The sequence below is a fragment of the Geomesophilobacter sediminis genome (assembly GCF_016458275.1).
Lineage (GTDB): Bacteria > Desulfobacterota > Desulfuromonadia > Geobacterales > Geobacteraceae > Geomesophilobacter > Geomesophilobacter sediminis.
On record NZ_JAEMHM010000022.1, the window covers coordinates 17,529 to 31,046 of the forward strand.

A 13,518-nucleotide genomic window follows, 5' to 3' on the forward strand; every position below is an offset into this window, starting at 1 on the left:
AAATGAGGTTCCAATGGCTTACTGGGAAATGATCTTTTTTTGGGTGGGGCTGGTGATTTACTCCCTGGCCTGCGGCGGGTTTGTCTACTCCTTCGTCTTCAAGAACCCCAAGGTGATGCCGAAGATGACTGCCCTGGTGGCCATCGGTTTCGTTTGCGTCACCGCCGCCATCATCGCCCGGTTTCAGGCGACCGGCCATCTCCCCTGGTCCGGCCACTACGAATACACCCTGATGGGGGGGTGGTTCATCATCGGCGGCACCCTGTTCGTGGGATGGCAGAACAAGATGCTCCAAGGGCTCGCGGTGGGGACCCTGCCGCTGGTCGTCATCATGATGGGGTACGGCTACATGCAGAACCCGGGGCTCACTCCGATGGGGGCGAGTCTCAAGACGGTGTGGCTCTACATCCACGTCTACTTCGCCTGGCTCTCTTTCGGCGCCTATTCGCTGGCGATGGCGGCGGGGGTCCTCTTCCTGCTCAAAAGCAAGCCGCGGGAGGTTCCCAATCCCGCCTACGACCGGTTCCCGAGCCTGGGGCGCCTGGACGAGCTGATCTTCCGCTACGTCGTGTTCGGCTTCATCACCGACACCATCATGATCTGCGCCGGCGCCATCTGGGCCAAGGACCTGTGGGGGAGCTACTGGGCCTGGGACCCGGTCGAGACCTGGTCGCTGATCTGCTGGCTGGTCTACGGGATCACCATCCACCTGCGGGTCACCTTCAACTGGCGCGAGAGAAGGCTTGCCTGGATGGCGGTCGCCGCCCTGAGCACCGTCATCATCAGCTTCTTCGGCGTGAACCTGGTGGTCAACACCAGCTTGCACGTGTTCCAGGTAAGATAGGCAGGGGCCAGGGGCTGGGGCTAAGGGCTGGTAAAGACTTAGGCCCCGACCCCAGACCTCCGACCCCGGACCCCCTTATTTATGTTCAAGAAGATAATCAAGCTCCTCAGCTCCCTCAAGTTCACCATTTTCCTCATCGCCGTGTTGGGGGTGATCTTCGCCATCGGCCTGTGGATTCCCCAGGCGCGCCTGGTCAAGGACATCTACCTCCAGTGGTACCGGAACTCCCCGCAGCTCGTCGAATGGCTCGACTTCTTCGGCCTGACCACCATCTACACCGGGCCGATCACGGTCACCATCTGGATCCTCTTCTTCATCAACCTGGCGCTGGTCCTCTGGCAGCGGATCCCGGTCGTGAAGCACCGGATCGCCCTTTCCGATGACAAGATCACCGATCCGGAGAAATCCCCGGGCTACCCGTTCAAGCGGACCTTTCTGCTCCCGCAGGGGATGGATGGTGCGGCCGTCCTGACCCAGCTCGGGAAAAGGCGCTACCGCGTGCTGGGCGGGCCGTCGGGATTCTACGCGGTCCAGAACCGGCTGGCACCGGTCGCCTTCATGCTCTTCCACGTGAGCTTCTACCTGGTGCTCCTGGGCGGGCTCTTCAGCGTCTACACCGAGTTCATCGCCTATCTCGACATCGCCCAGGGGGAATCCTTCCACGGCGAGGTGAGCCGCTACAACGTCAAGCCGGCGATCAAGATGCCCGCCATCGGCTCGGCCCCGGAGGCCTCCTTCACGGTCAAGAGCATCGTCCCCGAGGTGAGCGGCAATACCGCGACCGGGGTGAACGTGGAACTGGTCGATGCGGACCGCCAAAGCCACCTGGTCCACATCAACACTCCCTACGTGACCGGCCCGACCTCGTTCGTCTTCAAGCATCTCGGCATGGCGCCGCACTTCGTGCTCAAGGACCCCTCGGGCAAGGAGGTCGAAAACGCCCTGGTGAAGCTCGACGTGCTCCGCATGGTGCCGGACAAGTTCGACCTGGGTGGCTACAACTTCACCGCCACCTTCTACCCCGACTTCGTCATGGTGGACGGCAAGCGTGCCAGCCGCAGCCGCGAGTTCAAGAACCCGATGTTCTTCCTCGTGGCCGAAAAGAACGGGCAGAAGGTCGGCGAGGCGCTGGTCCCCAAAGACGGCGTGTTCCAGTTTGCCGGCAACCGCCTCGAGATGCCGGAGCTCCGCTACTGGGTGCGCTTTTACGTGATCACCCAGCGGGGGCTGCCGATCCTCTATCTCGGCTTCGCCATCGCCTGCGTGGCGGTCATCTGGCGCATGGTCTTCTACAAGCGGGAACTGGTCGGCAAGGTGGCCGAAACTCCGGAGGGGCGCGCGCTGGTTATCGCCGGACGTTCGGAATACTACAAGAGCCTGGCCGAGGACGAGTTCGTCAAGCTGTTCAGTAAAATCACCGGCGTGAAGCTGGAATCCGACAACGAGAACTGACAATCATCACGGAGGATCATATATGAAGCGTCTGCTGTTGCTCATGCTGGCCTTGGCCGTTCTGGCCGCCGGCTGCCACAAGGAAGAGAAGAAGGTCGTCCTCGACAAGTCGTACCGGCTGTTGGTCAACTTCGACGGCAAGTACGGTTACTGCGACCGCGGCGGCATCATGGTAATCCCCCCGCGCTACCCCTCGGCGGCGATGTTTTCCGAAGGGCTCGCCACCGTGAACATCAACGGCAAGGACGGCTTCATCGACGCCAACGGCAACATCGCCATCCCGGCCACCTACGATGCCGCTTCCATCTTCCTGGGGAACCGCGCCGCGGTGCGCAAGAAGGACCGCTGGGGGTACATCAACCCGGCCGGCCAGGAGATCACCGACTTCGATTACATCTCCACCTTCGGCTTCTCGGACGGGGTCGCCGCGGTCGTGGTGCAGAAGGGGGAGGGGGCGAAGGCAGGCTACATCGACCCGAACGGGAAGTTCGTCATCAAGCCGCAGTTCGACGACGCCTCCCACTTCTCCGAAGGGCTCGCCGCCGTCAAGGTCGACAAGAAGCACGGCTTCATCGACAAGACCGGCAAGATGGTGATCCCGGCCCAGTTCTACGAGGCGGCGATGTTCCGCGACGGTCTTGCCATGGTGAAGATCAACGGCAAGTACGGCAAGATCGGCTACATCGATCACACCGGGAAGTTCGTGATCCCGGCCGACTACCAGGAGGGGACCACGTTCAACAACGGCGTCGCCGCGGTCACCAAGGGGGACGGCAAGTGGAAACTGATCGACACCACCGGCAAGCCGCTTTTGGACCGCGACTTCAAGGGTCCGACCGTGTTCTCGGAGGGGCTCGCCCCGGTGATGGAGAAGGGGAAGGTCGGCTACATGGATAAAAACGGCAAGATGGTGATCGATCCGGAGTTCGAATCCGGCTCCATCTTCGTCGAGGGGCTCGCCCCGGTACAGGTCAAGGGGAAACTCGGCTACATCGACCGCAAAGGCAAGCTGGTGATCGAGGCGCGCTACGCCTGGGACCAGCGCGCCATCGACCAGTACACCCACTACTACACGCACTTCGTCAAGGACCAGCAAAAGGATAAATAGTCATGCATTTCGATATCAGCCCGGCGATGGGCGTTGCCATCATGATGAACAACTATCTCCACGACATGGCCACCGGCCTGCTCGTGGGGAGCGGGTTCGCGCTCCACGCCATCATCGGGATCCAGCGGCGGATGAACACCCCCGAGGCCACCCTGTTCTTCCTGAAGACCAACGCGAAGATGGTGAAGCTCTTCAAGTTCGCCCTGTGGTGGGTGGTCCTGGGCGGGGTGCCGCGCACCATCTTCTATACGAGCTTTGAGTGGGCCAACGCCGCCGACAAGCTCCAGGTCCCCGCCCTGGCGGTGAAGCACGTCATGATGTTCACCGCGGTGGTGTGGGGGGTAATCGCCTGGCGCAAGATGCAGAAGCGGGTGGCCGTTTTACGCGACTCGCTCCCCGCCGAGCTACGCGCTTCGCTGGACCAGTAATCACGAGGCCACGGTGCTCTTCCGCATCCTGAAAAATTCCTTTCTCAAGCGTCCCAAGGCGGTCGTCCTGGTGTTCATCTCGATCGCCATGGGGGCCGCCGTCGCTACCGCCTTTCTCGGCATCGCCGGCGAGGTATCCCACAAGATGGCCCTGGAGCTGAGAAGCTACGGGGCCAACATCCTTCTCGAGCCGGCCGCGGTCGAGGGGGGAGGGTACCTGCGCGAAACCGACCTCCCCAAGATCAAGACCGTCTTCTGGAAATACAACATCACCGGCTTTGCCCCGTATCTCTTCGGGGTCGCCGACCTCTCCGCCAACGGGAAGAAAGAGCGTGCCGTCGTTTCCGGCACCTGGTTCGCCAAGCAGCTCGAGGTGCCGGGTGAGGAGGCGAGCGTCCAGGGGATCCGGGGGATCGCCCCGTGGTGGGAGGTGAACGGCCGCTGGCCCGAAGGGCCGGACGAGGCGGTGGTCGGGGCTTCGCTCGCCAAACGGCTGAACGTCGGGCTCGGCAGCGAGGTTGGCGCCACGGTCCGGGGGCGCGCCGCCCGTTTCCGGGTCGCCGGGGTGGTAACCACCGGCGGTTTCGAGGAGGAGCAGCTCTTTGCCCCGCTGGTCACCGTGCAGGACTTTTTGGGCAAACCGGGGCAGGTCTCCCGGGTGCTGGTCAGTGCGCTTACCGTCCCGATGGACGACTTCGGGCGCAAAGACCCGAACTCCATGAGCAAGGACGAGTACGAGAAGTGGTACTGCACCGCGTACGTCACCTCGGTGGCCAAGAACGTCGAGGAGGTGATGGCGGGAAGCCGCGCCAAGCCGATCTGGCAGATCGCGAGCGCCGAGGGGGCGCTGCTCAAGAAGCTGAACGCGGTGATGCTCCTTTTGACCGTGCTCGCCCTGGGGGCCTCCGCCTCCGCCGTCTCCACGAGCCTCATGGCCTCGATGGCCGAGCGGAGCTCCGAGATCGCCCTGATGAAGGCGATGGGGGCGGACCGCTTCCAGGTCGCCGCCATCTTCCTGGGCGAGGTCCTCATCGTCTCGACCGCGGGCGGTTTTTTCGGCTACCTCGCCGGCAACCAGCTCGCGGCCCTGATCAGCCATTCCGTTTTCAACTCCGCCATCGCCTCGCCGCTGTGGCTCTTTCCGACCGCCATCGTCTCCGCGTTTCTGGTTGCCCTCGCGGGGAGCGTGGCGCCTTTGCGCCGCGCCCTGAACATCGAGGCGGTGCGGGTCCTGAAGGGATAACATGAACCGCCGCCGCTGGCTCATCAAACTGCTGCTTGCCGCCCTGGCCCACCGGACCGGGCGGACCCTGCTCCTTCTGTCGGTCCTCGCCATGGCGTCGAGCCTTGCCACCGCCCTCGGGGTGGTCTCCCTCTCCATGGGGAAAAGGGTCTCCGAGGAGGTGCGCAAGTACGGGGCGAACCTGGTGGTGGTCCCCGCGGCGGCGCGCCTCGAGGTGGGGAGCGGCGGGCTCAATTTCGGCGCCATCTCGGATCCCGCCTACCTGGACCAGGGACGGGTGGAAAAGGCCCTGGCCAGCGGCGGGCTCAAGGCGGAGCGCTCGTTCCACCTGCGCGGCGCGCTGCGGATGAAGGACGCGGACGTCCTGGTGGAAGGGGTGAACTTTGCCGACGTGCGCCGGCTTTTCCCCTGGTGGCAACTGCGCGGCGGCTGGCCCGGTCCCGGCGAGACCGTGGTGGGGAGCGACCTGGCGCAGCGCCTGAAGCTCAAGGCCGGGGATACGGTGGAACTTACCGGAACCGCCCAGACCCTGAAGCTCAAGGTCTCCGGTGTCGTCGTCACCGGCGGCGAAGAGGACGACCTCTTCTTTCTCGCCCTCCCCGAACTGCAGGGGGCGCTGGGCCTCCCGGGGCAGCTGACCGAGGTGCGCCTTCTGGTCAGCGCCGAAGGGGACACCCTGAAGGATAAGGCGGCGGCCCTGCAGCCCCTTTTGCCCGACGCCAAGGTTCGCGAGGTGCGCCAGATCGCCCGGACCAGCGAAGGGCTTCTGGCCAAGGTAAAGCTGCTGATGACCCTGGTCACCGCGGTGGTCCTGATTTCCGCCGGAAGCTCCGTGACCGGCACCATGAGCACCACCGTCCTGGAACGGAGCCGCGAGATCGGTCTCATGAAGGCGATCGGCGGCACCCGGTGGGAGGTGCTCCTCATCTTCTGCGGCGAGGCGCTCCTGCTTGGTGTGGTGGGCGGTGTGGTGGGGTATCTGCTGGGGAGCGGCATCGCCGTCTTCATCACCCGGACCGTCTTCTCCGCCGCGCCGGAGTTCATCCCCTGGCTGTCGGCGGTGTCGCTGGCGGTGAGCCTCTTCCTGGCGCTTTTGGGGAGCGTGGGGCCGATGATCTCGGTCTTCAAGCTGGACCCGGTCCGCAGCCTGAGAGGGGAGTAAAACCCGTTCGACGTTCGACGTTCGACGTTGATCACTGATCCGACTGATCCGTCGGATTCGACCGACCGGTCGGATCCGCTTTGAAGGGAAAAACTATGACTGTACCGACCATACAGACAGCCGGCCTTACCAAGGGGTACGGCGACATCTGCGCTCTCAAACCGCTCGACCTCCAGGTTGCCGAAGGGGAATGGCTCTCGGTAATGGGGCACTCGGGCTCGGGGAAAAGTACCCTGATGAACCTGGTCGGCGGGCTGGACCGCCCCAGCGGCGGATCGCTCAGCGTCGGCGGCCAGGATCTCTCCGCCCTTTCCGAGGACGGGCTGGCCCGCTTCCGGCGCGAGTTCGTCGGCATCATCTTTCAGCAGCACCACCTGGTTCCCTACCTCTCCGCGGTGGAGAACGTCATGCTCTCCCAGTACTTCCACAGTGTCCCGGACGAGGCCGAGGCGCGGCTCGCCCTGGAGCGCGTGGGACTCGGGCATCGCCTGAAAAACCGCCCCGGGGAGCTCTCAGGCGGCGAGCAGCAGCGCGTCTGCATCGCCCGCGCCATCATCAACAGCCCGAAGCTGCTTTTGGGCGACGAGCCGACCGGCAACCTGGACCACAAGAGCACGGTGATGGTCCTGGAACTCCTCAAGGAGCTGCGTGCGGAGGACCGCTTCACCGTGGTCCTGGTCACCCACAATGAAGAAGTCGCCGCCTGGGGCGACCGGACCATCTATCTCGACGACGGTGTCCTGGTCCGCGAAGAGCGGCTGAGGTCCTGATGTTCGCCGCGAAGCTCCTCCCGCAACTTTTTGCCTTCTTCGGCATCGCCGCCGTCGTCCTGCGCGGCTACCCGGAACGCCGCCGCCCCCTGGCCGTCTCGGTCGGGGCCGGGTTTGCCGTCGGCGCCGCCGTCGCCTTTTTCCTGTTCCGCAACTTCCCCGGCAGCTTCCCCTTCGAGCTGATCCGGACCGTGGTGGGGGCGAGCTTTTTCCTCTTCTGGGGCATCGCGGTGACCGCCCTGTACCGCAGCTCCGAGCGTGCCCTTCCCGACGCCTCCGGCAGGAGCTCCCGACTGGACGCCGTTGCCGCGCCCGTGATCGCCCTGGGCGCCGCCGTTACCGCGGGTGCACTCGCCGCCTGCCGCTTCTCCGGCAACGACGCCCCCCTCGGCCCGGTCCCCGCCCTGGTACTGCTCCTGGTCATCGGGGCCCTTCTTGCCGCGGCCGGCTTCTTCCTGGAGGCAAAACTCCCGGAGGCCCTCACCGTCTCCCGCGCCGGGACGCTGGGCGGGGTCGTCGCGCTGCTCCTTTTGAGTTCCTCCTACCTCGTCCGTCTCGACCTCTTCTCGCCGCTCAGCATGAAGGTCATGAAGGGGTGCCACGACTTCGTGCACCAGTTCATGGAGTCGGTGCTCATCCCGGACCACCTTTTCGTGCGCCCGCAGATCTGGGGCTACATCGGGATCCTCTTCAGCAAGGAGGTCGGCTTCTGGGGCGGGATGGTGATCTGGTTTACCCCGTTTTTGCTGGTGGCCATCGCGGTCCGCTTCGAGCTTCTCCCCTCGGTAGGTCACATCCGCCAGGGGGCTCAGCGCCGCAAGCTCCTCGCCGCGGCGATCCGCCAGCGGCGGATGAAACTGATCGTGCCGCTTCTCTCGCTCGTGCTGATGGCCGGTGCCGCCTACCGGAGCAGCTTCCCCGACGTGGAATACTGGGATCCCAAACCGATCCCGGTGGCCGCGGATCCCTCGGGAGATGTCTTCATCCCGCGCAAGGGGGGAGAGGTGGATCTCAGTGACGGCAAGCTCCACAAGTACCTGCTCAAGGGGGGCGCCCGCGAGGTCCGCTTCTTCGTGATGCTGACCCCGACCGGCAAACTCACCGTGGACCTCGATGCCTGCGCCATCTGCAAGCCGGACGGCTACGGCCAGGGCGAAGGTTCGGTGATCTGCTACTACTGCAAGACCCTGATCCCGCTGGAGACGGTGGGCAAGCCGGGGGGATGCAACCCGGTGCCGGTCGCCTTCTCCGAGAAGCCCGACGGAGTCCACATCAACGGGGTCACCCTGGTCAACGCCTGGTCCACCACCGTCCAGTCCACCGGGGCCAAGAAGGAGGGGGGCAAGTGAAGCGTTTCCTGAACGTACTCTGGGCCGCGCTCTCCTCCCGGGCGCTCACTCCCGTGGTGATCGGCTTCTTCTTCCTCGCCTATATCGTGATCGCCTTCTTCACCGAGGAGGCGCTCATCACCCTGATCGGGTTAACCGGGCACAGCCTTTTGCTCGGCATGGTGGTCGCGCTGCTGCCGCTGAATGCCGCCTGCCGCATCGTGGCGGAGGCGCTGCGCTTTCGGAAGGGGCGCCGTCTGCTGACCCGTCCCGAGACGGAGCCGGACCCCGCCCTGTTCGACGAGGTGGTCGCGCTCGATCCGTCCCCGGCCCCGTCCCTGGCCGATTTCCAGAAACGGCTCGCCGCCGCCGGCTACCGCAGCCGGATGGTCGGGGAGCGGCTTGCCGCATGGCGCGGGGTAAGTCTCGCCCCGGTGCGCGTGGTATTTTTGGCCGCCGTCTTCTGCCTCTTCGCCGGCATCCTGATCAGCGTCCAGGGGCGCGTGGTCAGCCGGCAGTCGATCATCGAGGGGGAACCCCTTCCGACCGTCACCGGCAACGGCGGAGTCGTGGAGCGGATCACCCTGCAAGACGGCACCGGGTCGATCCTCCGCAAGGAACTGATCATCAAGGTCGGCGCGGGAGGGCAGGGGGGGGCGCGGGAATTCGGCATCTACCCGCCGGGGCTTATGGACGGCGCCTTCGTCTACCCGCGCTACCTCGGCGTAGCCATGGAATACCAGTTCTCGGCACCGGACCTGCCGCTCTTCCGGCGTGCCGTGGTGCTCCCGCTGTATCCGCCGGGACGGGAGGCGACCGAGGAGCTCTCCGGCTCCCCGTACCGCATCACCTACGTGGTGGAGCGCCCCGAGGACGGCTCCGACCCCTACGCGACCGGGAAGTTCAACTTGGGCTTCAAGCTGATCAAGGGGGGGGACGTGGTCCTTACCGGGCGGGTCCCGGGGGGAGGGGAGTTTGTCCGCGACGGGTACCGCCTCGCCATCCCCGACGCCCGCCGCATGGTGGTCACCGACTACGTCCGCGACTATGGCGTCATCCTGATCTGGTGGGCCGGGTTCCTGTTCCTGTTCGGGATCCTCGCTTGGCTCCCGATGCGGCTGCTGGCCCCCCGGCGCGAGATGTTCTTCACCCCTGACGGGGGGAGCGTCCGCGGTTGGTCCCGATCCGAGGGGAGGGGGCGCAAGCATGCCGCCATCTTCCACGAGATCCTGGACCTCATTGCCACGCCGCGTTCGGCGGCAACGCAGGTCGAAGAGTGACGGTGAAGTAATGATCCCTTTCCTGGCGGGAAGGGAGGTTAATCTTTTCCTGTTTTTGAACGAGGTCGCATCATGAAAGGATTTGCTTTTTTCCTCTGCACCCTATTGCTTTTTTCCGCACGCATCGCGGCGGCAGATGACTATGACGACTGCCGCGCTGAATGTACCAAAGCAGAAACCGCCTGTGTCGATGCCATCACCCTGTACGACGAGACGGGGGTCAAGGAGGCGAAACAGGCCTGTTCCGCAGAACATGTTCAGTGTGACCGGAAGTGCCACCAGATTGAGGATGTCGGCCGTGACGCCTACGAAGCCGCGCAAAAAAAGGCGGCCGAGGAAGCGGAGCGCAAGCGCAAGCAGGAGGAAGACACCGTCAACGGGACCATTCCGATCATCCGGTTCGATCAGTAGCTGACCGATCAAGTCCCCCTTTGCGATGGGGGATGCAGGGGGATTTGCCTCTAGTTGCCAGTTCTTACGATAGTCCCAACCGAGAACCTCAGAACCAAAATCCCCCCTTGCCCCCCTTCGCAAAGGGGGGTAAATGCTCAGTCTCTCATGCCGAAAAAAAGGCCGCAGCCGGTTGAACCGGTTGCGGCCTTTTACGTGGTGTCTCGGTAAGAGAAAGGGTCAGTAGTTGCCGAGCTTGTACTTGGTGACGAAGAGGTAGTAGCGCTCGTTCATCGGAGAGCGTTTCCCGACGTTCACCCAGTTCTTGTTGAACTCGCTCCCCATATCCTTGTCGGTGCAGAGGAGCTGGTTGTCCTTGGTGTAGTTGCGCTTGCCGACGGGGCGGAATTTGCCGTCCTTCATTTCAAAGTCGATCTGGTGGTAGGAAACCTGCCCTTTCTTCTCGATGTTGGCTTTGCAGGTGGGGAAGGTGGTCAGGTGCTTGTTGTAAGCCTCGACACCGAAGGGGGTCAGCTGAAACTTTTCGGTCCAGGAAATGGTCCGGTCCTTTCCTTTGATGCTGTCAGCGTCATAGAAAGTTGCTTGCACGTTCTTGTTGGGAACATCCCACTCGTGCTTGACCCAGTTTTCTGCGTATGCCTGGGCGGTAATGGTCAAAATTGCCGAACCTAAGACAGCTGCGAGGACATTCTTCTTCATGCTAAGTCACCTCTCATGGTTTCTGAATCCAGACGGAGTCCGCACTTTAGCATTTATCGATCGGGAAGTAAATACCGGGTGGAGACGTAAACGCGGTGCCACCGTGGCTTTTTTCCCATTCACCCCCGGTGGAACCAAATTGATTATCACGGTCAAAAATGCTATGGTGCACGGTCGATGGACCGTATCCTCCCGGCGACGGGAGTCACCCTGCCGCTGACTAAACGATGGAGATGAATCCCTTGGGCACCGAGGACACACCAGAGAAAAGCCGGCCCGGCACCACGCCGCGTCAACCGTCGGCCGGGCCGGAGTTCATTTCCCCCGCCGTTTTCCGCAGCGCCGTCGTCACTTTGATGCTTTATTTCGGGGCGCGGCTCCTCTACTACGCCCTGTCGATCTCCTCGTTCGTCCCTCCCGACGAGGTGACCCACGCCCAGATCAGCCAGGTCTTTTCCACGGTCTGGCTCGCACCGCAAAATTCCCCCGCGACCTGGGAACTGGGCCCGGTGACCAACATCCCCTGGCTCTACTATTGGATGATGGGAAAGCTGCTGCACCTCAACGTCTTCGGCGTATCGGGCCTGGTTTTCCTGCGTCTGCTCAACATCCCGCTCGCCTTTGGCACCATCTGGTACCTGGACCGGACGCTGCGCCTGCTGACCGGGGACCGGTTGACCCGCCTGTTGCTGCTGGCGGTGGCGACCAACCTCGGCATGTTCACCCTGCTGTCGGCCAGCGTTTCCTACGACAACCTCGCCAACCTGTTGGCCGCCATGGCCATCTACTACGAGTTCGCCTTCCTGCGCGAGCGCTCCGGAGGAGGTTTGGCGGCTTCGTGGCTTTGCCAACTGCTCGGCGCTCTCACCAAGGTCACCTTTCTCCCGCTGATCCTGCTCCTGAACGTCGTCTTGATCCTCTTCGAGGCGAAAAGGCTCCCCCGCCTCGCTTCCGGAGTGGGGGACTATTTCCGGAAATCGCGAGGGCGTGCCGTCGCCATGGCCGCGCTGCTCCTTCTTTTTCTGGGGCTCAACCTGCAGTTGTACGCCGGGAACTACCTCACCTACCACACCATCAACCCCACGATGGAGATGCTGACCTCGAAGTCGGCGGCGATGAATTACCGGATGGCGGCACGGGGGATGATCTTCGACGATTTCCGGGACGGCAAGATCTCGTATATGGATGCCCTGGTCCTGGCGGGGGAGATCAAGCACCCGGGCGACAAGGCGGACACCTTCTACCTGCTGATGAACTGGCAGAAGCTGCAGCAGAACCCGAGCCTCTGGATGGGGCCGGCTGCCTACTCCTGGTTTTGGTTCAAGACCATGATCGGGACCACCCTGGGGATCAAGGCGCACCTCGGCATGTTCAAGAGCCAGGGGTACCTCGTGCCGATCTACCTGCTGGCGGGGCTGGGGGTGGTGGGGTTCGTGCTCTACTGGCGGCCGCGCCGCAGCGGCTGGGAGCCGCTGGCCATGGCGGGGATCGTCCTCTCCTATGCCGCAATCGTGATGTACCGGGTGAACTGGGATTCGTACCAGAACTACGGCGAGCCGGGGATTACCCTCTATGGCCGGTACCTGTTCCCGCTGTTCGCGCCGATGCTGGCGCTGTGGGCGCATTATCTTTCGCAACTTTTCCGTCCGGCGCCGGTACGGTTGGGCCTCGCGATCGCGGTGGCGCTGCTCTTCATCGGCTACGACTTCCCGTGGTTTCTGGCCCACGCCACGCCGGAATGGTTTCGATGAAGCAATGGACAATGGACAATGGACAATGGACAATTGACAATGAAAAGCTGATGAAGCAATTGACAATTGACAATGAAAAGCTGATGAAGCAATTGACGATGGACAGTTGACAATGAAAAACTGATCCGTGTCACGTGTCATTGATTCAGATCGGTCTGTGTTCCACTCAAAAAAAGCGGGGCCGGAGGAAAACCTCCGGCCCCGCTTTCGCATTCATCGTCAATGGTGATTGGTGCCGATCTTCATACGGAAGTCCGTAACCTCCCTCTACCTAAGGGGGAAGGGGACCGTATGCGTTACGTAGGCTCCATTGTCAATTGTCCATTGTCAATTGACTTTAGATGTCACCCAGCTTGTATTTGGTCACCAGCAAGTAGTACCGCTCGTACATCGGGGAGCGGAACACGATCTCGTGCCACTTGGTGTCGAACTCTTTCCCCATGTCCTTGTCGGTGCAGAGCAGCTTGTTGTCCCTGGTGTAATTGCGCTTGGTGACGGTCCGGAATTTCCCCTTGGTGATCTCGAAGTCGATCTGGTGGTAGGCGGCCGGCCCGTTCTCTTCAACGGCCTTGGCACAGGTCGGGAAGGTCTTGAGATGTTTGGTGTAGGCCTCGGAGCCGAAAGGGGTCAGCACGAACTTCTCGGTCCAGTTCATGATCTTGTGATGGGCCTTCACGCTTTTGCTGTCGTAATAGTTGGCCTCGATATTCTTATTCGGAACGTCGACCTCGTTTTTCACCCAGTTCGCGGCCTGGCAGGTCCAGGCACCCGCCAAAAGGGATGCACCCACCAATCCGGCAATCAGCTTCTTGCTCATTGTTCACCTCGGTTAGAAGTACGTTGAGAATCCGCCGGATAGTAGCATCTCTGCAAACCGGTGTAAAGGTGCATCCCTCAACTGAGGCTAAGCCCGATGAAGTCCCCCTTTGCGAAGGGGGATTTTGTTTTGTCGCAAACCTGGTGCTGATGGCGAAGGGATCAAATCCCCCCTTGCCCCCCTTCGCAAAGGGGGGTAACTGCACAACCTTCTTTTCGGAGATGA

The 13,518-nt window shown here is 62.7% G+C and carries 13 protein-coding genes; 11 read left to right on the forward strand and 2 right to left on the reverse strand.

The genetic code is table 11. From position 1 onward, the window contains the following. Positions 1–13 precede the first annotated feature (13 nt). The 10 genes from ccsA (at position 14) to JFN93_RS21480 (ending at position 10,026) form a co-directional block, all read left to right on the forward strand. Positions 14–844: a cytochrome c biogenesis protein CcsA gene (gene ccsA, locus JFN93_RS21435; protein WP_199386198.1), complete on the forward strand. Its 831-nt coding sequence runs from the start codon at positions 14–16 to the stop codon at positions 842–844. A gap of 81 nt (positions 845–925) precedes the next feature. Further along, positions 926–2,296, forward strand: coding sequence for a cytochrome c biogenesis protein ResB (locus tag JFN93_RS21440; RefSeq protein ID WP_199386199.1), 1,371 nt, complete (start codon positions 926–928; stop codon positions 2,294–2,296). A gap of 22 nt (positions 2,297–2,318) precedes the next feature. Beyond that, a complete protein-coding gene (locus JFN93_RS21445; protein ID WP_199386200.1) occupies positions 2,319–3,404 on the forward strand; it encodes a WG repeat-containing protein in 1,086 nt (361 codons plus the stop codon). Between the two features lie 2 nt (positions 3,405–3,406). After that, positions 3,407–3,832, forward strand: a complete 426-nt coding sequence (locus JFN93_RS21450; RefSeq protein ID WP_199386201.1) for a hypothetical protein — start codon at positions 3,407–3,409, stop codon at positions 3,830–3,832. A gap of 13 nt (positions 3,833–3,845) precedes the next feature. Continuing rightward, positions 3,846–5,075, forward strand: coding sequence for an ABC transporter permease (locus tag JFN93_RS21455; RefSeq protein ID WP_199386202.1), 1,230 nt, complete (start codon positions 3,846–3,848; stop codon positions 5,073–5,075). Between the two features lies 1 nt (position 5,076). Beyond that, positions 5,077–6,237, forward strand: coding sequence for an ABC transporter permease (locus tag JFN93_RS21460; protein WP_199386203.1), 1,161 nt, complete (start codon positions 5,077–5,079; stop codon positions 6,235–6,237). 95 nt (positions 6,238–6,332) lie between these two features. Continuing rightward, entirely contained in the window at positions 6,333–7,007 is a 675-nt protein-coding gene (locus JFN93_RS21465; RefSeq protein WP_199386204.1) for an ABC transporter ATP-binding protein, read from the forward strand. Next, a complete protein-coding gene (locus JFN93_RS21470) occupies positions 7,007–8,356 on the forward strand; it encodes a DUF2318 domain-containing protein (RefSeq protein ID WP_236021888.1) in 1,350 nt (449 codons plus the stop codon). The genes JFN93_RS21465 and JFN93_RS21470 overlap by 1 nt, the downstream gene beginning before the upstream one ends. Continuing rightward, positions 8,353–9,615, forward strand: a complete 1,263-nt coding sequence (locus JFN93_RS21475) for a hypothetical protein (RefSeq protein WP_199386205.1) — start codon at positions 8,353–8,355, stop codon at positions 9,613–9,615. The genes JFN93_RS21470 and JFN93_RS21475 overlap by 4 nt, the downstream gene beginning before the upstream one ends. 72 nt (positions 9,616–9,687) lie before the next feature. Further along, entirely contained in the window at positions 9,688–10,026 is a 339-nt protein-coding gene (locus tag JFN93_RS21480) for a hypothetical protein (RefSeq protein ID WP_199386206.1), read from the forward strand. A gap of 219 nt (positions 10,027–10,245) precedes the next feature. On the opposite strand, the gene JFN93_RS21485 is transcribed toward JFN93_RS21480, so the two are convergent. Further along, positions 10,246–10,725: a hypothetical protein gene (locus JFN93_RS21485; RefSeq protein WP_199386207.1), complete on the reverse strand. Its 480-nt coding sequence runs from the start codon at positions 10,723–10,725 to the stop codon at positions 10,246–10,248. A gap of 242 nt (positions 10,726–10,967) precedes the next feature. Between JFN93_RS21485 and JFN93_RS21490 the strand changes: the two genes are divergently transcribed. Continuing rightward, positions 10,968–12,476, forward strand: a complete 1,509-nt coding sequence (locus JFN93_RS21490) for a hypothetical protein (RefSeq protein ID WP_199386208.1) — start codon at positions 10,968–10,970, stop codon at positions 12,474–12,476. Between the two features lie 337 nt (positions 12,477–12,813). Here the strand turns inward: JFN93_RS21490 and JFN93_RS21495 are convergent, their stop codons facing one another. Then, positions 12,814–13,293 carry a hypothetical protein gene (locus JFN93_RS21495; RefSeq protein WP_199386209.1) on the reverse strand — a complete coding sequence of 160 codons (480 nt, stop codon included), beginning with the start codon at positions 13,291–13,293 and terminating at the stop codon, positions 12,814–12,816. Positions 13,294–13,518: the final 225 nt, after the last annotated feature.

Coding starts and splice junctions, on each gene's coding strand:
- ccsA (WP_199386198.1), top strand. CDS start 14: ATGGCTTACTGGGAAATGATCTTTTTTTGGGTGGGGCTGGTGATTTAC.
- JFN93_RS21440 (WP_199386199.1), top strand. CDS start 926: ATGTTCAAGAAGATAATCAAGCTCCTCAGCTCCCTCAAGTTCACCATT.
- JFN93_RS21445 (WP_199386200.1), top strand. CDS start 2,319: ATGAAGCGTCTGCTGTTGCTCATGCTGGCCTTGGCCGTTCTGGCCGCC.
- JFN93_RS21450 (WP_199386201.1), top strand. CDS start 3,407: ATGCATTTCGATATCAGCCCGGCGATGGGCGTTGCCATCATGATGAAC.
- JFN93_RS21460 (WP_199386203.1), top strand. CDS start 5,077: ATGAACCGCCGCCGCTGGCTCATCAAACTGCTGCTTGCCGCCCTGGCC.
- JFN93_RS21465 (WP_199386204.1), top strand. CDS start 6,333: ATGACTGTACCGACCATACAGACAGCCGGCCTTACCAAGGGGTACGGC.
- JFN93_RS21470 (WP_236021888.1), top strand. CDS start 7,007: ATGTTCGCCGCGAAGCTCCTCCCGCAACTTTTTGCCTTCTTCGGCATC.
- JFN93_RS21480 (WP_199386206.1), top strand. CDS start 9,688: ATGAAAGGATTTGCTTTTTTCCTCTGCACCCTATTGCTTTTTTCCGCA.
- JFN93_RS21485 (WP_199386207.1), bottom strand. CDS start 10,725: ATGAAGAAGAATGTCCTCGCAGCTGTCTTAGGTTCGGCAATTTTGACC.
- JFN93_RS21495 (WP_199386209.1), bottom strand. CDS start 13,293: ATGAGCAAGAAGCTGATTGCCGGATTGGTGGGTGCATCCCTTTTGGCG.